This window comes from Granulicella aggregans (assembly GCF_025685565.1).
Taxonomy (GTDB): Bacteria; Acidobacteriota; Terriglobia; order Terriglobales; family Acidobacteriaceae; genus Edaphobacter; species Edaphobacter aggregans_B.
On the sequence record NZ_JAGSYE010000002.1, the window covers coordinates 868637 to 895294 of the forward strand.

Sequence of the window (26658 nt, forward strand, 5' to 3'; positions counted from 1 at the left end):
AGCCTTATGTCATCGACCGTAATGCCCACTCTTGAACCAATGTTCCTGCCGGGAGTTGAAGCGAACCCCCAGCCCAGCAGCTATCTCAATCTCATCGAACGCGCCCGCGCCAACGGCCAGGAGAACTGGCAGATCTGGAATCTATTTGCCTTCGCGCCGGAGATGACGATCCACATGGGCCGCTTCACCCATGCCGTCATGCATGAGCCCGGGCCTATCTCGCCCGCTCTGCGCGAGCTCATCGCGACCTATACCTCTTCACTCAACCACTGCGAGTTCTGCATGCGCTCGCACGCCGCAGTCACCTCGCATCTGACGGATGAAGCGACCGTCGCGGCGGTCGTTCGCGATCTCGACACCGCACCGATCACTGACGCTGAAAAGTCGCTCCTCCGGTTTACGCGCAAGGTCACGATGGACTCCGCCAACATCACTGGCGAGGATACCGCGTCGCTCCGCGCACAAGGTTGGGACGATGCCGCGATCTACTACGCCATCACTGTCACGGCTCTCTTTAACTTCTACAATCGTTGGGTCTCGTCGAGCGGCGTGCACGCGGTCTCGCACGAGGGACACAAGATACACGGTGCCATGATTGCCGAACGAGGATATGTCCGTGTCTGAGACCATCGCCGAAGAGAACTCTCTTTCGTACGCCGGGTGGCGAGTGACGCTTGCCGCATTTGTCGGAGTCATGGTCAGCTTCGCGGCCATGGTTCCCTACACCTTCAGCCTCTTCCTTGGGCCATTGCACGATGCCTTCGGCTGGAAACGCGAGGCCATCTCGAACGCGTTCGCCATCACCGCACTTACCGTCGCGGCATGTTCGCCGACCATCGGCTCGCTGCTCGATCGTCTGCCACCGCGACGAATCATCCTGCCCTGCATCGTCGTCTTCGCGTGCGGCATGGCCTCGCTCTCTCTGCTTCGCGGGCATATCGCGCAGTTCTACGCGAGCTACCTGCTGCTCGGAATCGTAGGCAACGGCACCGCGCAGCTCGCCTATTCACGGGCTGTGCTCACATGGTTCGAGCAACGTCGCGGACTTGCCCTCGCCATCGTTCTTACAGGCAGCGGCACCGGTTCCATCCTGCTGCCAATCATCGCGCAACACGTCATCACCACGAATGGCTGGAGAGCTTCGTACCTTACCCTCGGCTCAATCGCTCTCGTCGGCTTCCCTCTTACTGCATTGCTCGTCCGCAATCGCAAGATCGTCGAGACTGAGTCCACGCATAGTGCGGTCGCAACGAAGATCGGAGCCGTCCTGAAGACGCGTATCTTCTGGCTGATCGCCCTTCCGGTCACACTCTCTGCCTTCAGCCTCAACGCGGCCATCGCACACCTCGCGGCTCTGCTCACCGGCCGCTCCATCACGCCGGCCAGCGCGGCCCTCGCACTCTCGATGCTCGGAGTCTCCGGCATCCTCGGACGTCTCATCACCGGGCACCTTCTCGACCGGCTCTTTGCACCCTTCGTATCGGTGGGAGTCTTGTTGATCGCTGGCCTCGGCGTCCTCACCATCGCCTACGCCACGACCGCGTCTCTCGGTATCGCGGGAGCGTTCCTCATGGGCTTTGGCGCTGGCAGCGAGGCGGATGTCGTGCCTTACCTCATCGCGAAGTACTTCGGCCGCTCGCGCTTTTCAACGCTCTACGGCCTTAGCTGGACCGCCTACGCGGTCGGCGGCGCGATCGGTCCCGTCCTCATGGGTCACGCGTTCGACAAGGCCGGCACCTATCTTCCCTCAACCGTGCTCTCATTCGCGTTGCCGCTCTTCATCGCGGCGGTCCTGCAATTCTTTCTACCGAAGTATCCACGCACTTCCTCCTCAAACTTCATCTCATCGGCCAACCTTCAGGCTGCGGTCGACACGGCCCTCTAACCCGTCACTTCATCTCAAGGAGATCACCATGCCCCACATCGCACTTCCAAACCTGCCCGGAATCCGCGGCCCTATGGCCTTTCGTCCCGAGACCTCAAAGCCGCTCAACGAACTTGTCGAGGTCCTGCTTCGTCATCCCAACTCTCTCACGCAAGGCGAGCGCGAACTGATCGCCACCTACGTCTCCTCGCAGAACAACTGCCACTACTGCCAATCGATACATGGTGCTATCGCGGCCGCACATCTCGACGGCAACGAAGATCTGGTTCAGTGCGTCAAGCGTGACTTTCACTCGGCCGATGTATCGCCAAAGCTGAAGGCGTTACTGAACATCGCAGGCAAAGTTCAGCAGGATGGCAAGAAGGTCACCTCCGAGGATGTCGAACTTGCTCGCAACGAGGGTGCGACCGACATCGAGATCCACGATACGGTCCTCATCGCCGCGGCGTTTTGCATGTACAACCGCTACGTCGATGGCCTGGCCACAGTCCAGCCGCAGGATCCCGATCTTTATCGTCAGCGCGGTAAGATGGTCGCACGCGACGGCTATGTCGCCGCCAACCTGACGAACGTAGCGACCCCGATCGTTTCAACAACTGAACCAGAACTGATCGCGAGGTAACATGCCACACATCCATCTTCCCGCAGATATTCCCGGAATAGGCGCAGCTTTCGCCTTCCGCCCGGAGACCGCGAAGCCCATGCGAGAGCTGGCGCATATTCTCCTCTTCGAGCCCGGCAGCGAGGCCAGCCTCAGCTCACGCGATCGCGAGTTGATCGCAAGCTTCGTCTCTTCGCGCAACACCTGCTACTTCTGCCAGACCAGCCACGGAGCTGCTGCCGCAAACCACGTCGGCGGCAGTCCGGAACTGGTCGCTGCCGTATGCAGCGACCCCTCTACTGCAGAAATATCTGAGAAACTCAAGGCGCTCCTGGTGATCGCAGCCCATGTTCAAGGAGACGCAAAGTCCGTCACCCCCGGCATGGTTGAAGCCGCGCGAGAACATGGCGCTTCAGACGTTGAGATACATGACACCGTTCTCATCGCCGCAGCCTTTTGCATGTACAACCGCTATGTTGATGGGCTCGCAACATGGCAGCCGCGCAATGAGGAGATGTATCAGACAATGGGAGCGCGGCTCGCGGAAAGTGGCTATGCACAGCCCAGAAGCTGAAATGGCCGAGCCGACACTTGGCCCAATCTTTCCGGAGCATGTGAAGGACTTTAGGGCTGAGAGTCCCTGGACCCTCGGCCCGCACGGCCTTGCGCAAACTCCCCATCACAATGCGGTTGGATTTTTAGGACCCAGGTAGTCGACTTTGACGTAGAGGCGCGCGGGTAGGGCGGCTGCGTTCGTGAGCTTCGCGGTCAGGATGTGACGGCCCTCGAGGCCAACCTCGAAACTGGCCACGAGTGGATGGTCCGGCCCGGCGGTGCCAGTGAAGCCAGGTATTGCTGCTGCTCCCTTTGGAGGCAGGATCAGCAACTCTACCTGCTGGGGCGCGTCGGCATAGACGAAGAGGTTGACCTTTGAACCGGTGGCCGGCCAGACGGCTCCCGCGGTGCGGTGGACGGCGGGGATAGCGAAGCCCCCGTATCGCGGGCTGTTCGGATTGCTGTCACCAAGGTCGTCGGCCATCTCAAACTGCTGGAGGGTACGGCGTGGAGTGGGTGCAAAGCCGCCAGTGATGCCTGCGGGCCCCCAGACGGAGTAGGAACAGGGCGGGACGGCGATGTGCGCCCAGCCGTCCTGGTTGGTCCAGATGTCGTCCTTCATGGAGCCGCTGTAGTCGTGGAGTTGGGTGTTGGGGAAGAACGCGGTCGAGATCCACTGCGACTGCCAGTTAGCGCCGTCGTTATTGATGGCGACGATGGCCCGGGCGCCGCGCTCGAGGATGAGGAGTTGCTCCGAGCCTTGATAGCGGACGAAGTACTCTCCCGATTTGAAGGCGAGCTTCTGATGACACCAGAGCAGGTTGACCAGCCACGGGCGCGTAGTATGCCGGTCGGCGGGGAGATTGAAGAGCGTGTTGAAGAGATCGAGTATGAAGAGCTGGGGGCTGCCGTCGACGGTCATGGCGACAGCGTAAGCGAGTTGCGCGCGCCGGTCGTCAGGATTGATATACGGCCCGAGGGTACCATCCTGGGTATCGTGATTGTTGAGGAACGGTACGGTCTTGAAGCGATTCTGCTGCTGGAGAGAGGGGAGATTCCCGACGTTATAGAAGCCCTGGCTACTAGCAAGGTCGCTGAGAGCGTAGCGGAAGCTGTAGTCGAAGGTTCCGGAGCGGTTAAGGGTTGCGTTGCACCAGTTGTCCAGATCCGCAGAGGAATAGTCCGGAAGGTACTCGCCTACGCAGAAGTATTCGAGGCCTGGACCCATGGCGTTGTAGAGGACGTCTTCGACGACCTCCGGCGGAAAGCCTTTGACGTCGTCGAAGCGGAAGCCGTCGACCCCGGACTGCCTGACGAACCAGACAAACCAGGCGCGGGCGTTAGCGCGGACGGGGCAGTTGGACGGAGCGTCGCCGGTGTCGCTGCATCGTCCCTGGTAGCAGAAATCAAAGCCGAAGTCATTCTCTGGGTTGGGCGGCGGCGTCCAGTCGCTCGGGTTGTGCCAGTGCTGCGGGTTGTAATGGAAGTCGAGCCAGTTGCGCGGCCAGCGTCCGGTGCCAGGACCGGCAAAGCCTACGCCGTGAAAGCTGCTGTAGTTGTGTTCCGGGTCTTTGAAGGGCGAGTCCGGGTCGGCATCTGCGGGGGAGCAATGGTCGAGTACGATGTCGGGATAGACTTCGAGCCCATTGGCATGGCAGACGGCGACCATGCGCAGGAATTCATCCTGAGAGCCGAACCAGGTAGCGACGCCGCCCTGTTGATTCTTTTGGCCCAGATCGTAGTAATCGTAAGGCTCGTAGGCCATATTCTGAGCAATGCCATTGCCCTTACAAGGAGGCGGCGTCCAGATCCCATCGAACCCCATGTTTGCGAGGGTAGGAGCCAGTCCGGCCAGGTAGTTATAAAAACTGGAATAAGCAGTGTTGGAGCAGTTCCACCAGAAGACCTGGAGAACAGCTTTTCCGTTCCATGGATTCGTCATAGGCTCCTGTCACAAAGTGGATGGGCCCGAGTGCAAACAGTATGCCGCCTGAGTTGTGAGGACGCAAGAAAGATTTACAGGAGCGATAAGATAAGAAATCCACCGTCCAGATCGAGTCCGGATAGTGTCGGCGACACTTATCGCATCAGACGAGAGATCCATTGCGCAAGAGATTTCGCAGATGATGACTGTAGGTTCGGCTCACGCGGAGTAAGTTGCCGTTCGCCAGGGTTACAACGCAATCGCGGTTTGGACGCGACTCCACGCGCACGATGCGATTGACCCGAACGATCGCCGAACGGTGGATGCGGAGAAAGCTCCCTGTATCTAGGCGGCTCTCCAGATAAGTAAGTGACTCCCTAAGAAGATACTCTTTGCTTCCAACGTGCAGTTGAGCGTAGTCGCCCTGTGCCTCGATCCAATCGATATCTTCGACGGAGACGAACGTGACGCGCCTGCCCGTGCGGACGGAGAACTCTCTTAGCGGCGCAGGCACCGGGATGTTCGCGTCCTGCGTGAGTAACTCGCGCAATCGCTCCTGGTAGGTAGCGGCCTGCGTGCCACCGAGCACTCTGCGAGCATGTTGCAGTGCCGCGTTGAAGCGCGAGTCGTCGATGGGCTTTAGCAGATAGTCGATCGCATGGACCTCGAACGCCTGCATGACATATTCGTCGAAAGCGGTGAGAAAGATGGTGTACGGGGTCTGATCGGGAGGAAGTGTACGCATCACTTCAATGCCGCTGAGCAGCGGCATCTGGATATCGAGAAAGACCAGATCAGGCTTGCGCTCAAGGATTGCGTCCCGGGCCTCCTGGCCGTTTGAGCATTCGCCAATTACGGCCATGTCTTCATGAGGCTGCAGGCGCAGCGATACTCCCTGCCGCGCGAGCGGTTCGTCATCAACGATAAGGACGCTAAATTTCATAGACTTCGATAGGGCTCGAGGTGCTATCCGAGCTGTCCGCCTCGATGCCCGGCAGCAGCAACGACACCTCATAGTTCCCGCGCGCGTTGGCGGAGGCGTGCATGCTTCCAGCCTCACCATACATCTCCTTCAGGCGAAGTCTTACATTCTCGAGCCCAAGACCGCCGGGACGCACGACCCGATCGAGCAATACGGAAGCCTTCTCTTCCGGAAGCTGGTTTTCGATATGGACCGCGAGACTCGTCCCGACACGGCGCGCCGAGATAAGAATGAAACCGCCATAGGGCCTTCTTGCCACGCCATGCCGCACCGCGTTTTCCACCAGCGGCTGAAGCAGGAGGCGCGGAACCAGAACATTGCGAACGACGGGGTCGACGTCCCAGCGGACCTCAAGACGGTCGCCGAAACGCACCCGTTCAATGTCGAGATACTCCTCGGTGACGGCGAGTTCATCGGAAAAAGGAAGCCGGTGCAGGTCGGGCGAATCGAGCGTGCTGCGCAGCATGTGTGCGAGCTTGCCGATCATCTCGGTAGCAGGTTTGATCTGCTCGCTCAGCACCAGGGTCGAGATCGCGTTCAACGTGTTGAAGAGGAAGTGCGGCTGCAACTGGTATCGCAGCGCCCGAATCTGCGCCTCGCGAGCCAAACGCTCGATGGCCAGCAACTGCCGGTGCTTTTCCTTCAGCTCCAGATAATGCTTGATGCCGAAGTAAAAAGACGACCACGCGATAAGCGCAAACCAACCGCTTGGCGCTGCGGTAATGACGTCAGCCCACGTAAAGGGCGGACGGTGAGTGCTGAAGACGATCCCTGCCTCGAAGGCTGCCGCGGCACAAAGAAGGCCCAGTGGATAAGACGCAATGATGCAGAAAGCCGCGATAACGCGTATCCGCGGACGCTGCTTCCATAGGGCGTGGCAGAGCCAATACATCGGGAAGCTGGCAAGGAAGCTACTGGCAAGGAATGCACCGCGAAACGCAATATAGTCTGCCCTGTGTCGATAAGGAATCGACGAAAGGACATTCATCAACAAGTAAGTGCCCCACCCCGCAACCTGTAGTGGCCAGAAGGCAAGGTATTGCGGATTTTGCTTAATGCGTTCCAATAACTTCATTTTAGGTGCAACCGTATCTCGAAGCCATGTACAGCTGAACTTCAGTGCGACCTCTTTCCGGCAAAGCGGGAACAGGTGCTGTTCCCGCTTTGCCGGATGGACTCTTAGACCTACTGCACTGTGACATTGACGGTTGTAGTCTGTGCTGTGCCAGCGCTACCGGTAGGCGTCGCCGTTACAGTAATGGTGAAGGACGTCTTGCCAACAGATGCGACGGTCGGTCCGCCCCCGCTGCAGCTTGATGCTCCCATAACCGCTACTGCGAGCAACGCCGCGAACAGCACGCCCCTCAGCCTCTTCCGCGGCCTGATGAAGCACATCAGGATCAGCGACGCGACGCTCACCACCGACGCCTTACCCTGCCACGGCGCAGAGGGCGGCATCTGCATGGAGGTCTTGGTTCCGGTAGTTCCGATCACCAGAGCCGCAGTGGCCGAGCTTCCAGCCGTAAGGACGACACTATTGCTACTGAAGCCGCAGGATGCGTTGTTCGGCGCGCCGGTGCAGGTTAGATTGACGGGCCCACTGAACGTAGCGTTGGCGGTCAGCGTCAACGGCACAATTCCATTAGCACCCTGTGCGAGCGTAAGCGCACTGGAACCGCTCGACAGCGCGAACGCAGGCGCAAGCGATGTGACCGCAACCGCCACAGTGCCGCTGGTGTTGCGGTTGAAGTTCGAATCGCCAGAGTAAACTGCGGAGACGGTATGCGTCCCCAGAGCCAGCGCAGCCGTGCTGAAGCTCGCGCTGCCCCCGCTCACAGGAGCACTCCCCAGAAGGGTAGTGCCGTCGTAGAACGAGACCGTACCCGTCAAGGCGGGACGACCGGACATGGATGCGGCGACCTTCGCTGTAAACGTCTCCGAGCTTCCGTAGACCACGGACGGCACCGATGTTCCGAGCGTGAGAGTCGTGCCTCCCTGCCCCAGGAAGAGATCGACGCCATAGAAAGTTGTCGTAACGACGTCCGGAGCGTTGTCATCGTAGAAGTTCCCTACCAGTGGCAAGACGCCATTCAACGGGATGAGTTGATTGAACGGTGCGCTGAAGCCCCCATCACCAAGCCCCAGCAGAGTCGAGAACCCGTAGTAGGTATTTGGTTGCGCCCCATTGGTATAGAGCGACACTTCGATATCCGGAATTGAGTCGCCGTTCATGTCCGCGACCTGTGTCTGGAGGAAGACATTCCCGCCCGCGATCAGGCTGTGGTTACCGAACGTCCCATCGCCATTGCCGTTGATTAGAACCAGTCCCGCTGTAGTGACGTCGCTGCCATAGACCTCTTCGGCCGCGAGCAGCACGTCCGGATTGCCGTCCAGGTTCATATCCGCAACCTTCACGTCGGTGACCACGTAGTTCGTAAGCAGCGTCGACTCCGCGCCGAACGTACCGTCTCCGTTGCCCGGCTGTAGCGTCAACAGGAAAGTACCCGAGGTTGCGGTAGGAACATCATCGAGAATCAGGTCGAGGTTTCCGTCGAGGTTCATATCCGCAAGCGTCGCCGAGTAGAGCTGCGTGCCGCTGGGAAAGAAAACCGGTGTCTGAAAGGTGCCGTCACCCTTGCCTGCGATGACAAAGTACCCGGACACAGTTGTTGTTCCCCCACAGACAGAATCGCCACCATAGGCCACCACGATGTCCTGCTTGCCATCGCCGTTCAGATCGCCAGCCGCGCCGTAGGACAAGGGGCAAGTCAGCGTCGGCAGATTGATTGCAAGCGGTGTCGCGAAGGTGCCGTCGCCGTTGGACAGCGATACCCAGAGTTCGCCCGCCGCCCCCGCCATCAGAAGGTCCTGTTGCCCATCTCCATTGAAGTCTGCCTGCACCGGCTCGACGAAGTCGAAGTCAACAGGCAGTCCCGCCGTAAGCGAAGGCACGTAGCTGAAGTTCCCTTTGCCATCGCTCAGGCCCGTCTGCAGCGAAGGCGCAGTGCCACCGAGGTTAAGCACAACCAGGTCGCTGTAGGGCCTGGCCGTCGCCTTCAGTACATTCTCCAGCTCGGTATCGAAGCTTGCACTATCGGTCGGCAGGCTGAGTTGTAACGCCCCATGCAGCGTGCCGTCTCCGTTGCCGAAGAACATCGAAACTTCTTTATAGTCCGAGCCGAGTTCCGCGATGTCCAGCATGCCATCGCCGTCGAAGTCGGCGGCGACAACGCCCTGAGGCGTTGCAATGTCGATCGCATACTGCCCATTGATCGCTGGTGCAGCAAAGGTCCCGTCGCCCTTACCGAGATAGACCTGGAGACCAGCAGAGCCGCAGACTGCATCAGGATAACCGTCGCCGTTGAGATCGGCGAAGGCCACCGCATATCCGCCCTGAAAGTCCGAGCTTACCTGCGCGCTGAACGAGTTGTCTCCCTGTCCCAGAGCAACATACAACAACCCGTTCATGTCGACCTCGAGATCCAGCTTGCCGTCTTTGTTCAAATCAAGAATCTGTACACCCGCGCTATTGAACGACAGGTCGAAGACTCCTGACACGTTCGCCGAGATCGGGCTGTTCACATTCAGCGCCGCGAACGTTCCATCGCCAGTGCCCAGCGCAGTCGTTACCACGAATACGCCTGCTGAACGCGAGTTCTGCTCCTGCAGCAGTGCGGCGATATCGAGCTTGCCATCACCGTTCAGGTCTCCCAAAGCCACCGGAGCCAGGCCCGACAGCGTGAGTGACGTCGGCACAGAGATGGTCGCCGCGGTCATCGCGGTGAAGGTCCCATCCCCCTTGCCGATGAGCGACTGGATCGACATCTGCGAGCTGGTCCGCGACAGCACGTTATAGTAGGCGACCACCACGTCGGCCCTGCCATCGCCGTTCACATCGCCCACCGTGATGCCGGCGGGGTTGCCGTAGTCTGTGCTCAGGGTGATCGTCTGTGCCGTGCTGAAGGTGCCGTTACCGTCATTCAAGAATGTCAACAGAACGAGATTCGCCGCATCGAAGGCGACGATATCCGGATACCCATCACCGTTCAGGTCCGCCGCAAAGGACTGCGCCACATTCTCCGATCCAACATTGGGGTTTGGATTGATATAGCCAGCAGGCGCTGCAAGCACCCCGCCACCGGTATTGCGCAGGATGTTGAGTGTGCCATCGAATTGGATCACCGCGACATCCGTAAGCCCGTCCTTATCGAAGTCCGCCGCAATCGCCGTCTGCACGCCGTTATTCAGTGGATCGTAAGCGATGGAGTTCGACGCGCGCGCCGGATACGCTGGAGCGGAAAGGTAGCCACCAAAGTTAGGCAAGGTCACGCCAGACGCATTCGGCGAGGCGCCGCGAGTGTTCTCAGCACGGCTCGAAGCCGGAAATTTGAGCTTGCCGAGAAGCGGGCTCATCGTTCGCTCAAACGGTGTCGCTGGCGTGGTCCTGGTAATCGTTCGCGGCTTCACCGTGCTCTGCGCACTTGCGGCGCCAAGAATAGAAGAGAGGATAACTATGGCCGCGATCCATGTACGTGTTGATGTCAATACCATGCTGATCTACCTCACGTGAATTTAGGAGATACGTGATCCGGATGACACCGCGCGCTGACGACCAATTCTGCCGGCGCGCGGTGAAGAAGTGCTGGAGTGACAGATCAGTTCACGGTGACGCTCACTGTCGTTGTCGCAGGAGGTACGCTCGACGCCGTGCCGAAGATCGTCACCACGTACGCTCCCGCAGTGGTGCCCGGGTTGGCCGTTGTAGTCGTTCCGCTGGAGGAAGCGCTGCAGCCCGTCATCATGCCCAGCCCCGCGAGTAGGGCCATGCAGAACAGCGGGGCGAACCCGCGTCGCCGCAGCGGCAGAATAATAAGCATCAAACCCAGCGCGATACCACCTCCGCCAAATCGCTTCTCCAACGAGGCCGTGGTTGCCGCGGTAGAACCGATCGTTACCGTAGCGGTTGCAGCCGCGGTTCCCGTGATCGTCACCGTCGGATTCGAGAGTGAGCAGGTCAATGGCTCGACTGCTCCAGCGGGAGACGAGGTCACCGCGCAAGAGAGCGCCACCGCTCCGGTAAATCCGCCAGCAGGGCTTATCGAGATCACCGACGTGTTGCCTGTCGAAGCCCCGGGTGCGATCGTGATGCCTCCAGCGCTGCTCAAGGTGAAGGCCGGTGTCAGGGTCGCACCCGTCACCGTCACGCTGGATGTAGCCGTAGCCGAGAGCTTGCCCGTCAGCGCATCCACCCCGGTGATCGTCACCACGTAGCTGCCGCCGGTTGTCTCGGAGGTCGTATTGACCGTAAGTGTTCCTGCCACCGCACCCAGACCCGAAACATCCACCGTGGCGGGGACGGCACAGGTCACAGGGCTGGTTGCTCCCGCTGGAGCGCTGGTTACGGCGCACGTCAGATTGATGACGCCGGTAAAGTCATTGAGCGGCGTCACCCGCACGGTTGTGGTGTCGCCGGTCGTGCTTCCAGCCGTCAGGCTGATGGGGCTCGCCGAGAGTGAGAAGGTGGCCTTGCTGTTTGTGAGCACTACGCTCGCCGTGCCGCTGACGTAGTTGCCGTCGCCCGTGTACGTCGCCGTCAGTGTGTTTGCGCCCTGCTGCAGCTGACTACCCGCGATGGTGATGGTGGCGAATCCAAGAACCAGTCCATTGCTCTGTGACCCTTGCACAATCGTGCTCGTCGATCCCAGCGTCACACCATTCGCCTGCAGCGTCACCGTTCCGGTTGGGAGAGCTCCCAGGCCCGTCGTGGCGAGGTTCACCGTGATGATGTCGTTCGTCACGGTGTTGGTGGCAAGCGACGCCGGTACCACCGACATCTGTGTAACTCCCTTCAGTACGGTAAAGCTGACCGGGGCACTCACGTTCGCCTGGTAACTCGCGTCACCCGCGTAACTCGCGGTCAAGACATGTGTGCCAGCGGTAAACGGATAGACTCCCTTCGAAAGTCCGGGAAAGGACGCATTGTCCAGGCTCGTGATGTCCGACGTTCCGATTGCGCTCCCATTGTCGAGGAAGGTCACCGTGCCGGTTGCCTGCCCCTGGGTGGCCGTCTGCCCTTCCGCAGTGCCGAAGATAATGGCATCTGAGAAGATGTACGACCCATACGGGATGGCGTTGTTCGTCGTGATTGTGGATGCGGTAAGCGCGGTGTAGGCGTTCACCGTGAGGTTTGTGGTGCTTGGCTCGGACGCGATGTTGAGGCTGATCGGCGTGGAAGAGCTCGCCGCATCGGTGGCATCCCCGGTGTATCGCGCATACAACGTATAAGTTCCGCCCGGCAGGCCGTTGTAGTGGGTTTCGCCAGCGCCGTTCGTCAAGGGGATTGCAAGCTGCCCCCCGATAAGACTCGTGTTGGCTACCAGCCCCGCGCTGCCGCTTGCCGTCGTAGGCGACACCGCCACGCTGATATCGAGAGACGTGCCATGCGCCACGCTCACAGGAGTGGTTGCTCCGTTGATTGTCAGCGTGGTCCCGGTAGAATTGCCGGGTGCCGAGCCCCAGTTCGACACCAGCGCCGCAACATCCACGCTGCCAAGGCCGCTTGCCAGGTCATAGCCGGGCACCGCGTCATAGCCGGTCGTGAAGCCGTTGCTGCCGCAACCCGAACTCCCAGCCTGGCAGACAACCGCATTGTCGCCGGTCACAACATCGTGAAATACAGTCGAGTACTTGTTAGCGGCAAGCCGATACAGCACGTCATTCGCCTGCCCCAACCGCGATCCCGTCGACTGCTCCACCAGCGCCAGCATTCCCGCAAACGCCGGGGTCGAAGCCGATGTCCCACCCGCACCACTGAAAGTCGATGCGTCCGTGAACTGCCCATTCGTCTGCAGGCAGTCATACCCGAGGATGCCGCCCTCGCAGAGCACCCAGGTCGCTCCATAAAGACCGTTGGCCGCGAGAAACGAGACATCGGGCATATCGCGCGCGCCATCGGGCGGGGTCAACGCAGTCTGAAAGTCGGGCTTGGCGTAGACCGAACTCACACCGCTTCCCGCTGCGATGATATTTGTCGAGCCATTGATGAGAAGCGGCACATTCGCGGCAGTGGATGTGTTCACACGAGTCGAGTCATTCCATGGCCGCTCCGGAATGTACTGAAGCGCTGTACGGAAGTAAGGAGAAACCCCGCTTGTGGTCGTGTCGACGTAAGTGCTGAAGTCCGAAGCGAGCACATCGAAGTCCGTGCCTCCCACCGAGATGTTGTAAGGAGTCGAGCCCAGCGCATTGACCACCAGGCCGTTCGCAGCCACATGTTCGGCATTCGGAGAGTCGCAGTTCGCCGGACCGCTGTCTCCACTCGAGACCGTGATCGTAATTCCCTGCGCGTCCGCCTGTTGATAGAGCTCTGCGAAGAAAGCATTGCCCGCTGCTCCCTGGTTCGCCTCGCAACTGCTGTAGCTGATGCTCAGGATGCTGACGACATTGTCTTCAATCGCGCGCCCAATCGCATTCACCAGTCCGGAGCTCAGATCGCTGCTGTCGGATGTGTAGTAGTACAGCTTCGCCTTCGGCGCGATCCCACCCAGCACCTCAAGGTCGAGAAAGCTCTCGACCTCATCGCCGTTGATGCCAGGATCGCTGCCGTCGATGACGATCGTCGGAAGATTGACGTTGTTCGCAGTCTCGTTCAGGAAGGCCTGGCGATAGTTGCTGACCGAGGTGAGATCGACGTTCGAATCCCCCACGATGCCCACATTCACGCCGGTGCCATCGTAGGTAGTGCCAGAGAAGTTCGCGTTCAATAAGGCGTTCGGGGTGTCGTAAACGGTCGCAGCATCGGCCGGATCCATATACAGAATCGGATCTGTCCCACTACTGTTGAATAGCGTAAGGTCCGGCTTGATCCTGTGGGTCGTCGAGTCGTAAGTAGCGCGCGCCGCCTGTGTCACCGAAGCGTGAGGCTTGGCGCTATCGAGATTCACCAACCCTTTGATGACCGGAGCAAGAGCGCGCGGCACCTGCACTGGCGTCACACTCGTCATCGTCGATGTGCCATCTGCGGACAGACGATGGATCTGCGTGTTGAAGGCCTGCTGCACCTGCCCCAGGTTGCCTGAGAACTCGATCACGTTCCGGGCCTTCGCGACCTTGGTCACCGTGAAGCCCTGCGACTGCAGCCAGCTCGTCACGCTCTGCACATCGTCGGCATTTACACCAAAGGCCTCGCCAAACTGCGCGGGCGTAAGCCAGTGGTGATACCGGGGCGATGCCGGGTTTTGCAGATCGCTCAACATCTCCGAGAGAGCCTGCTGCTGTGCGGAGCTGCGACTCAAGAGCAACAGCATCTTCGGCGCAGCCGTCGATGCCGGCGCCGCACCGAGGTCCTTGGCATGGGCGACCCACGGTCTCACCGGTGCGTTCAGCGACACACGGTCACTGGCATCGACCGCCTGGAGCACACGCCGTGGGGATACCCCGGAGACAGCGCTCTGGGCCATCGCCGCTGCCGATAACAGCACTGTTGCAACCACGCCAAGAGCCGGACGAAACATCTTTCGAGTTCTTTTCAACTTCATAGTCATTCCTGGTGAGACCTGGGATTTCTCCGCAGCCGCCGAAGCCTGCTCGTGTCGTTGCGATCTCACCGAACGACCCTCGTGTAGGAGATCGCAGGCCGCCGGGGCGACATGAAAGACCGCAAAGTTCTCGGCCTTAGCTGGATATGGAGTGCGTTGAACCAAAGCGTAACCCGACGTTCATCAACTTTTCTTGATGACAGCCGCATTTGCGCCAGACCGTGCACTTCCTGCGACGGACGGGTGGATCGGCACTCGGAGATTGATCCCTTTGACCAAAAGAAGATGCAGGGCATGCCTCGGAATCCGAAGCCTCGACTGCCTCGAGCGTGGACGCGCCTCATCAATTGCCGCTTAGGACACGGCCAGCAAGATGGGACCCTCATTGTGGATGGGCTAACAGGACCTAACAGTCGACGCTGGATTTGAGAATGACCCGAGCTTGTCCACTGTAGGCTTGAGGCATCTTCGCTTGGATCTTGATATCTGACGCAACAGCAGTCGAAGCCCATTCCGTCTATCGACTCAATCTAAAGCCCGTTTACGAGGCGCACTACCTCATCGATCTCAGCGGCGTGATGAACCGTGCGGATGCGCTCGACTCTCGGGAGTTGGAAGATCGATATGCCTTCGTCTCCGCGCCGCCGACCAGAGAGTTGAGACTAGCCACAACGCTGCGGATCGATTCAGACTGGGCTGCAAGTTCTTCTGAGGAGGCGGCACACTCTTCCGCGCTGGCTGCGCTCTCCTGCGTGATCTTCTCGATCTGTTGGATGGAACTGGCAACCTGGTCTATACCGCGTAGTTGCTCTTGACTGCCGTGATAGATGTCGTCAACAAGGTGTTTGATCTTGCCGGAGTCACCTGTAATGGTTCTGATCACAGTTGCGACTTGCTCCACCTTCTCTTTTCCAGCCGCCGACTTGACGATGGAGTCCTCGATAAACATGGCTGTGTCCTTGGCGGCCTGTGCGCTGCGCTGCGCGAGACTGCGAACTTCGTCCGCGACCACCGCAAATCCTGCGCCTGCCTCTCCCGCACGCGCCGCTTCGACTGCCGCATTGAGCGCAAGAATGTTGGTCTGGAATGCAATCTGCTCGATCACCTTGATGATCCGCGAGATCTGCTCGGTGGAGGCATTGATGCCGTTCATCGCAGTCTCCATCTCAACCAGGCACCGGTCAGCCTCGTTGAAGCGAATCTGCGAAGCGGCGAACATGGATGCGGTCGACTGCGAGGCGTCCGTACTGCGTCTGCTCATGGAGCTGATCTCAACCGTTGCAGCAGAGGTCTCTTCGATGAAGGCCGCTTGCTCGTTCGCGCCTTGCGCGAGATTAGTGCTGAGAGCTGCAACCTGCCCCGAGGCTGATGCAATCTCTTCCGCGCCTTCATTCAACGAAGTGGCTGCATATCGCAGTTCCTGATTTACCTGTCGCACAATGAACAGAACGAGACCGCCGATTGAAAGCGAGATGCAGCCTGCGACGAGCGAATACCACCCTGCCCTGACCATTGCCGCACCTGACTCAGCCGCGGCCGCCTCAAGTGAGCGATGCTGCTCTTCGACAATCTCTGTGGCACCGGCGTGCATCGCAGCCGAAATCAGCTTGTTTTGACTGCGCAACGCGTAAGCACTCGTGATGTCGCCAGACTCGCAGGTCCGAACCAGGTTGGCGAATCGCGGCTTCCAGCTCTCTCGATTCGTGCTTACGGTTTCAAGAGCGTTGCGTTCTGCTTCACTCGTGGCAAGAGTCTCCATCTCATGGAGAAGACTGTCGATCTTCTTGCCTGATTCCTCATAAAGGCTCACGTACTGGGGTGCAGAGGCCGCATCTTTCGCCTCGTACGAGAGCATCAGTCCTCGCTGCGCTCCCTGCATCTCCGTCGTCGCGAGTTCGATCGAAGAGCCTATCGCCAGCTTTCTGTTGTAGACCTCAATAATCTTCTTCAGTTGCTTGTTGCTCTGCTGGGTCTGGTAGACAAAGAGCATCAACAGCGCGACGATCAGTCCAAAGGTTACTGCGAAAGCACCCAATACCCGCTTACTTACGGTCCATCCGCTCATGGCATCTCCCGCGAGTCTTCACCGTGATCCTGCTCCGGCATCTGCCGAAGGGTGAAGCGATCGTTTCTGATAACTCTTCTGGCTCTCATCGTTTCCTGTTTTATCTTTCCGGCGCGGCACAAAGCCAACTCGTTAGAAGCGCTTATCAAGACCCGCTGAAACCCCTTTTAGATGGCCACCCGCCCAGCAATGAGGATCGGAGGACTCACCTCCAGTCGCATCGCTTGCATCGTGGCAATCCGTTGTGACGCCGCGACCACCAGCGCCCAGATCGTAGTGCGCGTAGGGCCCGTTGAAGGTAGCGGCCCAATCGACATAAGCGGTCAATCCCCCGGCGAGACGGTGGCGATACGCGACCGTATACATGTTTGCGGAGTTGTCCTGGGCTCGTCCGCCTGTCGCGTCTCCTGGGGAGCCTAACGGCGGCAGTTCAAGCGAAGTGTTGTGCTGTCCCGGATCGCCCGGCGTCCTGTAAGCGCGGCCCCAACCCATTGAGATGCTGTCGTCGGCGGAGATTACCTGGGTCAAGGCCAGCCAGCTTCCAGACCGTTGACGTTCATTTTGAAACTCAAGGAAGTCTGGAACGTAGCGGTGCAGCATCTCATAGATCGCACTCACCGTTGTCTTCCCTGCGAAGGTGTACTGCGCTCCTAGCTTGGCGGCATCTTCATCCGCGACGTCGGCGTTGTAATACGCCGTAGGGACGTTCGCATAGAGGCCCGTAAGATCGCTCTGACGGTTGACCTTCATGTGCCGTTCATAGGCCGCCACCAAGTAAAGTGGCTCCTTCGTATAAGAGACGCTCGCGCTGACCGCATCGCTGAACGCTCCGTCATTGCAGGCATAAGGTAGGCTTCCACCGCTACCCGGAATGTCTATGCCGGTGCAATCGGACTCCCCTGCAGCGAGGTTATCGCTCGTGCTGGAACGGTTCTGCCCAGGAGAGAAGAGCACATTCGCCTCAAAGCCGTTGAGCCTCTTAGACGTGTACCAGATGGAGTGATCGAGCCTCGTGCCGAACTCGACACGATTGTCTCCGCCGCTGTTTCCCATAATTACCTGGTAGTCGCCGATCATTGCGAAGAAAGGGTTCAGCCTCGCCGTCGACTGCTTGTAGGGAGCGTCTGTCTTGCCAAAGACAAGGGCACCGAACTTGGTCGAACCCAGACCGATGTAGCTGTTCCTCGACGTCAGTCCACCCTTTACCTGGTTGCTCTCGGAGCTGTTGCTTTCAGACGTGCCCGAGGTCGATGAGATATCGATCTGTGTCTCGAGCTGATACACGAAGTCCAGGCCCTTCAGGCCGGTGGCCTGCGTACCCCGTATGCCGACGTAGGAAAGATTGGTGGAAAGATCAGGCAGCCAGCCGTTGTTGCCTACCGGAGGAAGTCCGTTTGCATCTCTCAGGTCACGGATGCCCTTTGTCATCACATCAAAGGAGACGTCGAGGTTGCCATAGGTCGTGAGTTCGCCGGCATGCGTGTAGAAGGTAAGGTCCTTGCCCGGCTTCCGCTCGAAGAAGCGGTGAGTTTTATTGATATCGGTGGGCAGAGTCTCACCTCTGGTCAGATTGGCGACGGCCTCCGGATCGACTGCCTTCACTGAAGGGGTAGTCAGACCGGGAGCACTCCCGGGTGCAGCATGTTGAGGTGCCGCACTCGCGGCCGTCTGCTGTCCTGGAGCAGGGTTAGCAGGTGCGCCGAGTGAACTCTTGATCGCGTCGAGTTGAGCCTGCACTGCGGCAAGCGTCTCTTCAAGTTGCCGGACCCGCGCAGCAAGGGCAACCTTATCAGAATCAATGGTTGAAGTCTGCGCCGAAATGGGCAGGGCCATTCCTATCAGTAGAGCCACAACCGCAGAGATCGCCCATCGCGACATCACCGCCGTCGCTTCTTTGCCTCTAGCTGCCAAAACTTTCTTACCCATCGAATCAACTGCCTCTCAACCACAGAATGAGCCACCGCCTCGCTATCGCCATCTTTGGTTGACTTGATCAGGTCTACAAAGGCAATCTGTCTCCGAAGTTGTACGTCTCCAGTGCGTAAACGCACGCAGAGGTTGGAGATGTACTGGCGGGCAAGACAGTCCGAACGTGACCGCTCCAGGCATCACGTTCACCTCGCCGTCCAGCACTAAGCAGACCGCTTGATTGCCTGCGCGCCCTTCGAGACCAGCTTCACGATAGCCGCTGGAATTCCCGGCAACGGCAGCACCTGTTCCACCGCCTTGAGCCTCTCGGCCTCTCTCGGCATTCCGTAGACGACACAAGTCTGCTCGTTCTGCGAGATCGTTCTTGCGCCGGCATTCCGCATACTTAGCAGACCCTGCGCTCCATCAGCACCCATCCCTGTAAGCAACACGCCGACCGCGCGTGACTTCGCCGTATTGGCGACCGATGCGAACATAACGTCGACTGCAGGCCGCTGATAACAGATCTTGGGGCCGTCTTGAACCTGGACGAAATAACCTCCGGCCCTTGCGCGCAACACCATGTGGAAGTCGCCGGGAGCCACGAGCGCGCGTCCCGGACGAACTTCGTCTCCGTCCTCGGCCTCCTTGACTTCAAACGGGCATGAAGCGTCCAACCGTCGGGCGAACGAGGTCGAGAACTGTTTGGGAATATGTTGGGTGATGACAATCCCCGGTATGTTCGCGGGCAACTGCATCAGAACATCGCGAATGGCCTCGGTGCCTCCGGTCGACGCACCGATAGCGATGACCATGTCATTCTGCATCAGGCTCGGCGCTTGGGGCGGTGGCGGCGGTACCACAAATTGCTTCGATGCGGGCGCTGAAACCCTGGCACCAGCGGCCGCGCGTAGCTTCTGCGCCAGTCCTTCCCTCAACTCCCCAATGGAGTAGGGGCCGCCGGGCTTTTCCATCACTTCAACCGCGCCACTTGCTAGCGCCTCAAGAGAGATCTCGCAGGAAGCCTTCGTCAGCGAACTTATAATAATCACGGGTAGAGGATGAAACTTCATCAGCTTCTTCAGGAAGGTCAAACCGTCCATGCGCGGCATCTCGATGTCGAGCGTGATAACGTCCGGCTTCAGCGCCAGGATCTTGTCACGTGCGACATAGGGATCCGGAGCCGTAGCGACAACTTCCATGTCCGACTCCATGGCGATCGTGTCCGAAAGTATCTTGCGGACGATCGCCGAGTCATCCACCACCATTACCTTGATCTTGCCGTTCGGTGCGCTCATGCGGTGGCCTGAAGTTCCAGCCACGTGTAGATGAGGCCTTCGTCGGTTGCGTACGTACCTTCAATTCGACCGTTCTTCACGGGCGATTCCGTGCCGGGCAGAACATGCCTCGGAGTGGACAGCGTGAACGCCTGCCTGGAATCAATCTGCGCCAGCAGGGTGCCGCACACCATATTCGTGAGCTCACAGACAACCTCGACCGTCTGCTTATCGTTGAGGTCTATCTCGTCTTCTCCAAGGAAGTTGGCAGCCATCACAGCAGCTGTTGAAGGGGGGACCGCTATGCCAAAGGTGCCTCCCGGGAGACCGACAAATCCTAGCTCGCCGCGGATCCAGTCCGAGCGATCGCTGTCGCTCGCATCCGCCGCCTCGCCCTCGGAGGAGATGAAGCACATCGATTCGAGGACCTCAGCAACCGCACTTTCCATGAACGGCTTCAATTCAATCGCTTGCATCTTAAGCACACCTCGCCGTCATCTTTGTTAGTGCATACCCAAGCGTCCTCGGTACAAACGGCTTGGTCACATAACCCTTCGCTCCCAGGGCCATCATCCTTTGCATTCTTTCCTCGCTGCGATCGGTCGAGACAACAAGCACGAGAAGATGCTGGTAGTCCGGAGTGACTGAAATCCGCTCCATCAGCTCCTCACCATTCATGTTGGGCATATTGATGTCCGTGAATACGATATCCACGCGCTCCTTCTCAAGGACCGTCAGAGCCTCCAATCCATCGCCGGCTTCCAGGCACTGTTCCGTGACGAAGCCAGACTGCCCCAGCATCTTCTTAATAACCTTCCGCATCCCCGGTGAGTCATCGACGATCAGTACGTTATAGGCCATATACTTCTCTCCGCTCCGTGTGTCCCTGATGAATCTCGTGCTGCCCTCGACCGAATGAGACGACAATCTTTCCGGTCGCGATCTCGAGGCGGGCCGTCCTCGGGGCCGTCCCGCCTACCTCTTCGTGATGAAGCATGACTCCAGCCTTCCATAAGATCTTTCGCATCGACGTCAGGTTTCGCTTGCCAATGCTAAAGGAGTCATTCGTCCCTAAAATCTGTGCTCCGCCCAACGCGGTTACTTGGATACGTTCTTTCTTAGCGCCCGCCCTATAGGCGGTGTGAAAGAGAAGCGGAATTCCCGTGTCTGCGAACATAAATGGCTTTTGCTGGGCTCGCTCCTTGTCCATGGTGGAGTCCGGCAACATGTAATGCAGCAACCCTCCAACGTGCGATACAGGATCATAAATAATCAATCCAACACAGGAACCAAGAGCGTGTGTCGCGATCACAGCGTTAGGATCTCCGGATACGGCACAGTCGCTGATGCCTACAGTAAGAACATTGCTCATCGCGTTCCTGTCGATACTCTGCGTGGAACACCCGCCTTCCCGATTCTCGATCCACCTGGCTTGCGGTACGTCGCCGTGCAGACGTACTCCAGTGAATGGGTAATTCCGTTCAAGCTCTCAGCATGCCCAATGAACAAATACCCTCCTGGGAGTAGCCGCGATACAAGATTGTCGACAACGAGCTGCTGCGTCTGTTGGTCGAAATAGATCATTACGTTTCGGCAAAAGATCACCTGAAAGGGTCCAATCGATGGACATTGCTCCAACAGGTTCCACTGACGGAACGTGATGAGCTTCTTCGTCTCCGCCTTCACCATGCACTGGCTGGCATATTGGCCGGTGCCTTTCATAAGGCACTCGCGGCGCATCTCGGGGGACACTGCTTCCACTGACGTGAGGGGATACAACCCCTTCTTGGCCTTCTCAAGAACGCGGGTCGAAATATCGGTAGCGGTTATCGCGAGTCTGGAGTAAGCCTTTTGCCCCAGAGCTTCGATCACCGTGAAGGCGATCGTGTAAGGCTCCTCGCCCGTAGAACATGCCGCGCTCCAGATAGCGACCTCGCCCTGCTCAGGCAACTCCGGAAGAACAACCTCGCGGATGAAGTCGAAGTGGCGGGACTCACGATAGAAGCTTGTATGGTTCGTCGTCAGGGCGTCGATCATCTCGGTGAACATGGCTCCCGAGGAATCTGCCTCCACCTGATCGCAGTATTGCGTGAAAGAGGACAGTTGCAACAACCGGATCTTCTTCCCAAGACGCGAAGAGACAAGAATGTGCTTGCCCTTAAGGTCGACGCCACAAAACTCGTAGGCCATCCGCCTTATCCGCTCAAACTCGTTGGGGCGCATCTCGACAGCGCTTGAAGGTACGGGAGAGGCTTCAGCAATCATCGTCTTCTCCCCCTGTAGATTCCGTCTGTATCGAGGATGAGTCCCACTCTCCCGTCACCAAGGACGGCACAGCCTGAGAATCCTGACGCATCCTGGAACGTCTCGCCGAGGCTCTTGATGACGACCTCCTGCTTACCCAACAGATCGTCGACGAGCATGCAGTAAAGCTTGCTTTCAGACTCAACGACCACCAGCAAACCTTCGCTTGGAGTGTCGATCTTTGACTTCACCCCTAGCCTCTGATTAAGCCTGACAATGGGGAGAAGCTGTTCGCGCACGAGGACCATCTCTTCCTTACCCTCAACGCTGAACAGCGTGCTGGCCAGGGGCTGGAAGATCTCGCGTACAACCGAAAGCGGAACAATATAGTGATTGTTGCCGACCGCGACCACGAGGCCGTCGATGATGGCCAGCGTCAGCGGAAGCTTCAACAGGAAGGTTGTGCCTTTACCAAGCTCGGACTGGGTCTCGATACGTCCACGCAACTTTTCGACGTTCCGGCGCACGACATCCATGCCAACGCCTCGTCCCGAGACGTCGGTGATCTTCTCGGCCGTCGAGAAGCCCGGCGCGAAGATGAGTTGGTAGACCTCGAGCTCGGTCAGTTGGGCGTTGGCCGAGATGATCTCTTTTTCTTCAGCCTTTGCGCGGATCTTTCCTGCGTTGAGTCCGCGTCCGTCATCAGATATCTCGATGACAATCTGTCCACCCTGGTGATAGGCAGCCAGCTTGATAATTGCCACCGGAGCCTTCCCGGCGGCGACGCGCTCTTCGGGCGACTCGATGCCGTGGTCGACCGAGTTACGAACCATGTGCAAAAGCGGGTCGGAGAGCTCTTCCGCAACCGTCTTGTCGACTTCTGTGTCGGTTCCCGAGGTCTGCAGCACAACCTGCTTCCCAGCCTTGCGCGATAGGTCACGAATAACCCGCTCAATCTTCTGGAACAGATTCGCGACAGGCACCATCCGCATGCTCATCGTCGCGCGCTGTACCTCAGCGGTGACACGGGCCAGATGCGACAGGTCGCCGATCAGACGGGAGTCTGTGGAACTCAACAGAACGTGGCTATGGCGGATCAGCGACTGAGCAATCACCATCTCGCCGACCATGTCCATCAGGTAGTCGAGCTTGGCCGTCTCGACACGCACAGATCCGGAGTCAGGGGTCTTCGTGGGTTCGGGCGGCCGAGCGGCCTCGACTGGCTTCGCAGGAACGACAGCGCGAGACTCTACGGGGGCTGGCTGGGTTGGTTTCGCCGGGGCAACTGCGACTACTTCTACCGGTGCGACCTTCGGAGCCGACGCAGGAGGCGCAGGGGTAACGGCAACTGGCTCACGCTTTGGGGCCTCAGGCGCTGCAACAACAGAAGGTGCCGCTGGGAAGAAGTCGTCTTCCTCCTCGTCAGCCTGTTGAACTGGCTCAGGAATAGCTGCCGCTGGTTGCGCTGACTGCGTGCTCGCTGAGCCTGTTGCCTTCTTCGTTGTCTTCCCTTTGGCTGCAGCTTTCTTTGTCTCTTTGACCGCGGCTTTGGCGACGGAAGCTGCGGGTTCTACTGGTGCTACGGCTGCAGCTGGTTCGACCGGAGCGGCCTTTGCGACGGGCTGAGCCGGCTCCGGAGGAGCAGTTTCCTGTTGAAGCCCTTGGCTTGTCAAGGCAACCAACCGGATCCTCGCGACCAGGTCGCTGCTATCCGCCGGGTCAGCAGATTCCGCTCCGCCCAGTACGCGATCGATCGATGCCATCTCGACCAGAAGAAAGTCCGCGCTTGCCAGGACAACATCGACAATGGGTGTATCGATTCGGATCTTTTCATTACGCGCCAGATCGAGCAAAGTCTCCACTTCATGCGCTACCGACTGCATGACGGAGAAGCCGAGAAAGCCGGCTAGCCCTTTGATCGTGTGGAAGGCGCGAAAGACCGCATGGATAATCTCCATCGCCCCTGGATCGCGCTCCAGCGTAAGAAGCTGTCCCTCGATCAGCGAAAGGTGCTCGCGCGCTTCGACCAGGAAGTCCGCGATCAGCTCTGCATCGTCACCAAGAGAGGCGTAAGGAGGTGCCGCGTTAGCTGGAAGGCCTGCTTTTTCATTGCTGATCATAAGGCGTAGCTCATCGATCCCAGTCTTAAGAATTCCTTCGATATCTTTCCCGGTTCCGTTGGTAAGAGAATCCACCAAATCAACCGTCCGGTCTGCGAGCTTGTCGCAATCTCCCTGTCGCGCTTGTTCACCGAGCTGCCGAAGATCTGCAAGAACTGTGGCACCGATTCCCTCCACCATGATGCGGACCGACACCTGATTGAGGGACTCCTCCAACGCCGCAGCGGCGGTAGCCCTCGATTGATCCTTTGCAGACGCCGGCATATTCTTCTCTCTCGATACCGCTTGGTGACGCTCGCAACTACGACACTGACCGCCTCATCTATCTCTTTGAGGTCAGATGGCCCGGCTAAAACGACTGGAAGCTCTCTTCCATCGGAAACGGATCTGCTTCAGTGGCCGCCGACGTTGCCGGCGAAGGGGACTTGATGCTCGGACTCGTCGTTCGCAGACGATCGCTGGCAAAGCTCTTCGTAGAGGTCTTGACGGGAGGACGGTAGAGTTTCACAGCAGGTTTCGGACGACGTGTGCTGCGAAGGGAGACGCTCGGCGCATTCGCATTGCCACCCACCATTTCGTGGAGGCGGGCGATGACGTCCTTCAACGTCTCGGACTGCGCGCTGAGCTCCTCGGCTGCCGCCGCGCTCTCTTCCGCGCTTGCCGCATTGGTCTGCGTGACCTGCTCCATCTGAACGATGGCCCGGCCGATCTGGTCGATTCCGCGAGACTGTTCTTCGCTGCCGAGGCTGACCTCATCGACCATCACCTTGACTTTGGCAGAGTCCTCGGTCACTGCGCGAATCGCGAGTGCCACCTGGTCGACCTTTACCTTGCCTTCGCCCGAGCGCGTGATGGAGTCTTCAATCAGGGAGGCTGTGTCTTTGGCCGCCTGCGCGCTGCGTTGTGCCAGACTACGAACCTCATCGGCTACGACTGCAAAGCCCATGCCAGCCTCACCCGCCCGTGCCGCTTCAACTGCAGCGTTCAGCGCAAGGATGTTGGTCTGGAAGGCAATCTCGTCGATCACCTTGATGATCTTCGATATCTTGCCGCTCGAATCTGTGATCAAGTCCATTGAGATGACCATATCCTCCAGATACCGGTTCGCCTGGTTGACCTTTTCCTGAGAGCGAGCGAGCAGCTCTGCTGTAGAACGCGAGTTGTCTGTGTTCTTGCGGGCCATGGAGTTGATCTCCTCGGAGGACGCGGAGGTCTCTTCGAGAGATGCAGCCTGCTGTGACGCGCCCTGGGCAAGCGACTGGCTGGACGACGAGACCTGGCCAGCGGCTGTCGCCACTTGCTCCGCACCGTCGTTCAGTTCCGCAATGCTGCCCTGAAGGACAGTATTGATGCTCCGAACGACCCAGATCACCCCGCAGCCGACTGCAATGGCAAGCAGCATCATGGTGATGTTCAGGTAGCGTGCTGGCGAAATGCCGCTTACGGCTTCAGTGCCGTACGCAGCAACTACCTTATTCTCTTCCTGCGCTATCTCATCGCCCGCGTCGCTGATCGGTGTCGCTACTGGTGAAACCTTGTCCCGGAATAGAGCATCTGCCGCTGGGAGATTGCCCTTTTCAATTGAATCGTAGTCTTCAGATATTCCCTGAGAGAGCGTTGGTATCTTATCTACGATATTCGACTGCAGCTTCTGGCGGAGATCAGCGCTGGATGTCAGTGTCTCGAACTCTTCGGCTTCCCTTTTCATCCGGTCTAGCTCGGTCACGGCAACCTGATGAAGCCGGTTGACCTCCGCAGTCTGGTTCGTGTGCGCATTCAGGTTCATCCCTCGCGCGGAACCAAGGATATCGGAGCTCAGATTATTGATGTCTCCCGAAAGGTAGAGGCAGCGCGCACTCACCACGGAAAGGTGCGTTACGTTTTCTCCCAGATTTCCCAGATTGCGGAGAGAGACGACACCCATCAGCAGGCTAATAAAGAGTGCAGCTCCAAATCCAGTGTAGAGTTTCTTGGCGATTGTCATCTCTTTCCTCACGCTCCTATGACTATTTCGAATCTATTTCTAAGTACCTGCCTAGTTGCGCATCCCGAGACGTTCGAGTTGATTGCCATGGAGCACCTGGTCAATATCGAGCACGATCTTGACGCGGCCCTTGACCTTCGCCATGCCGCTCACATAAGGCATTACGCCATCGAGCCCAAAGTCCGGGCTATCTTCGATATCTTCAGGGTTGAAGGTGAGCACCTCCACTACGCCGTCGACCACGATGCCTACCGGCTGCTCGCCTCCGTCCACCTGCATGCGAACCACAACGATGCACGTGAGCTCCGTATCTTCGCGGTCCTCGATCCCAAACTTGCGACGCAGATTGATCACCGGAATGATCTTTCCGCGAAGATTGATGACGCCCTGGACGAAGGATGGAGTCTGCGGCACGGTGGTGATTGCCTGCATCTTCATAATCTCCTTCACGTTCATCACGTTGATGGCGAATTCCTCGTTGCCGAGCTGAAAGATGAGGTGCTTTCCGCCAATCTGCTTGACGGGTAGCGGAGCGATCTTGATGGATGGGGTGTTGATTGCGGTTGCCATAGTGTC

General features: G+C 58.7%; 18 protein-coding genes and 1 pseudogene. 4 read left to right on the forward strand and 15 right to left on the reverse strand.

The window, feature by feature from the left end:
• The first annotated feature begins 6 nt into the window (after positions 1-6).
• Genes OHL18_RS13250 through OHL18_RS13265 form a run of 4 tightly spaced genes read left to right on the forward strand, consistent with a single transcriptional unit; the run spans position 7 to position 3060 of the window.
• On the forward strand, positions 7-624 hold the full coding sequence (locus tag OHL18_RS13250) for a carboxymuconolactone decarboxylase family protein (protein ID WP_263375320.1): 618 nt from the start codon (positions 7-9) through the stop codon (positions 622-624).
• The gene (locus OHL18_RS13255; RefSeq protein ID WP_263375321.1) at positions 617-1885 is read left to right on the forward strand and encodes an MFS transporter; all 1269 of its coding nucleotides are present in this window, start codon (positions 617-619) and stop codon (positions 1883-1885) included. Before OHL18_RS13250 ends, OHL18_RS13255 begins: the two co-directional genes overlap by 8 nt.
• 28 nt (positions 1886-1913) lie before the next feature.
• Positions 1914-2507 (forward strand): carboxymuconolactone decarboxylase family protein, encoded by a 594-nt coding sequence (locus tag OHL18_RS13260; RefSeq protein WP_263375322.1) that lies wholly within the window; start codon positions 1914-1916, stop codon positions 2505-2507.
• 1 nt (position 2508) lies between these two features.
• Positions 2509-3060 carry a carboxymuconolactone decarboxylase family protein gene (locus OHL18_RS13265; RefSeq protein WP_263375323.1) on the forward strand — a complete coding sequence of 184 codons (552 nt, stop codon included), beginning with the start codon at positions 2509-2511 and terminating at the stop codon, positions 3058-3060.
• A gap of 105 nt (positions 3061-3165) precedes the next feature.
• Here the strand turns inward: OHL18_RS13265 and OHL18_RS13270 are convergent, their stop codons facing one another.
• The 15 genes and pseudogenes from OHL18_RS13270 to OHL18_RS13340 all read right to left on the reverse strand — a co-directional run bounded on the left by OHL18_RS13270 (position 3166) and on the right by OHL18_RS13340 (position 26652).
• Positions 3166-4983: an alpha-amylase domain-containing protein gene (locus OHL18_RS13270; protein ID WP_263375324.1), complete on the reverse strand. Its 1818-nt coding sequence runs from the start codon at positions 4981-4983 to the stop codon at positions 3166-3168.
• Positions 4984-5128: 145 nt separating this feature from the next.
• Positions 5129-5908, reverse strand: a complete 780-nt coding sequence (locus OHL18_RS13275) for a LytR/AlgR family response regulator transcription factor (protein ID WP_263375325.1) — start codon at positions 5906-5908, stop codon at positions 5129-5131.
• Positions 5898-7013 (reverse strand): sensor histidine kinase, encoded by a 1116-nt coding sequence (locus OHL18_RS13280; protein ID WP_263375326.1) that lies wholly within the window; start codon positions 7011-7013, stop codon positions 5898-5900. The genes OHL18_RS13275 and OHL18_RS13280 overlap by 11 nt, the downstream gene beginning before the upstream one ends.
• Before the next feature lie 119 nt (positions 7014-7132).
• Complete coding sequence (locus OHL18_RS13285) at positions 7133-10360, reverse strand: FG-GAP-like repeat-containing protein (protein ID WP_263375327.1); 3228 nt, start codon at positions 10358-10360, stop codon at positions 7133-7135.
• Between the two features lie 242 nt (positions 10361-10602).
• Positions 10603-14484, reverse strand: a complete 3882-nt coding sequence (locus OHL18_RS13290) for a protease pro-enzyme activation domain-containing protein (RefSeq protein ID WP_263375328.1) — start codon at positions 14482-14484, stop codon at positions 10603-10605.
• Positions 14485-15037: 553 nt separating this feature from the next.
• Positions 15038-16528, reverse strand: a pseudogene (locus OHL18_RS13295) (methyl-accepting chemotaxis protein); the annotation flags it as partial.
• A gap of 153 nt (positions 16529-16681) precedes the next feature.
• Positions 16682-18475 carry a porin gene (locus tag OHL18_RS13300; protein ID WP_263375330.1) on the reverse strand — a complete coding sequence of 598 codons (1794 nt, stop codon included), beginning with the start codon at positions 18473-18475 and terminating at the stop codon, positions 16682-16684.
• Positions 18476-18681: 206 nt separating this feature from the next.
• Positions 18682-19755, reverse strand: coding sequence for a protein-glutamate methylesterase/protein-glutamine glutaminase (locus tag OHL18_RS13305; RefSeq protein ID WP_263375331.1), 1074 nt, complete (start codon positions 19753-19755; stop codon positions 18682-18684).
• On the reverse strand, positions 19752-20183 hold the full coding sequence (locus OHL18_RS13310; RefSeq protein WP_263375332.1) for a chemotaxis protein CheX: 432 nt from the start codon (positions 20181-20183) through the stop codon (positions 19752-19754). The genes OHL18_RS13305 and OHL18_RS13310 overlap by 4 nt, the downstream gene beginning before the upstream one ends.
• A 28-nt stretch (positions 20184-20211) precedes the next feature.
• Positions 20212-20595 carry a response regulator gene (locus OHL18_RS13315; protein WP_263375333.1) on the reverse strand — a complete coding sequence of 128 codons (384 nt, stop codon included), beginning with the start codon at positions 20593-20595 and terminating at the stop codon, positions 20212-20214.
• Entirely contained in the window at positions 20585-21106 is a 522-nt protein-coding gene (locus OHL18_RS13320; RefSeq protein ID WP_263375334.1) for a chemotaxis protein CheD, read from the reverse strand. Before OHL18_RS13320 ends, OHL18_RS13315 begins: the two co-directional genes overlap by 11 nt.
• Entirely contained in the window at positions 21103-21999 is an 897-nt protein-coding gene (locus tag OHL18_RS13325) for a CheR family methyltransferase (RefSeq protein WP_263375335.1), read from the reverse strand. Before OHL18_RS13325 ends, OHL18_RS13320 begins: the two co-directional genes overlap by 4 nt.
• Positions 21996-24362, reverse strand: coding sequence for a chemotaxis protein CheA (locus OHL18_RS13330; RefSeq protein WP_263375336.1), 2367 nt, complete (start codon positions 24360-24362; stop codon positions 21996-21998). The genes OHL18_RS13325 and OHL18_RS13330 overlap by 4 nt, the downstream gene beginning before the upstream one ends.
• Before the next feature lie 85 nt (positions 24363-24447).
• Positions 24448-26082: a HAMP domain-containing methyl-accepting chemotaxis protein gene (locus OHL18_RS13335; RefSeq protein ID WP_263375337.1), complete on the reverse strand. Its 1635-nt coding sequence runs from the start codon at positions 26080-26082 to the stop codon at positions 24448-24450.
• Between the two features lie 51 nt (positions 26083-26133).
• Positions 26134-26652: a chemotaxis protein CheW gene (locus OHL18_RS13340; RefSeq protein WP_263375338.1), complete on the reverse strand. Its 519-nt coding sequence runs from the start codon at positions 26650-26652 to the stop codon at positions 26134-26136.
• Between the last annotated feature and the right edge of the window lie 6 nt (positions 26653-26658).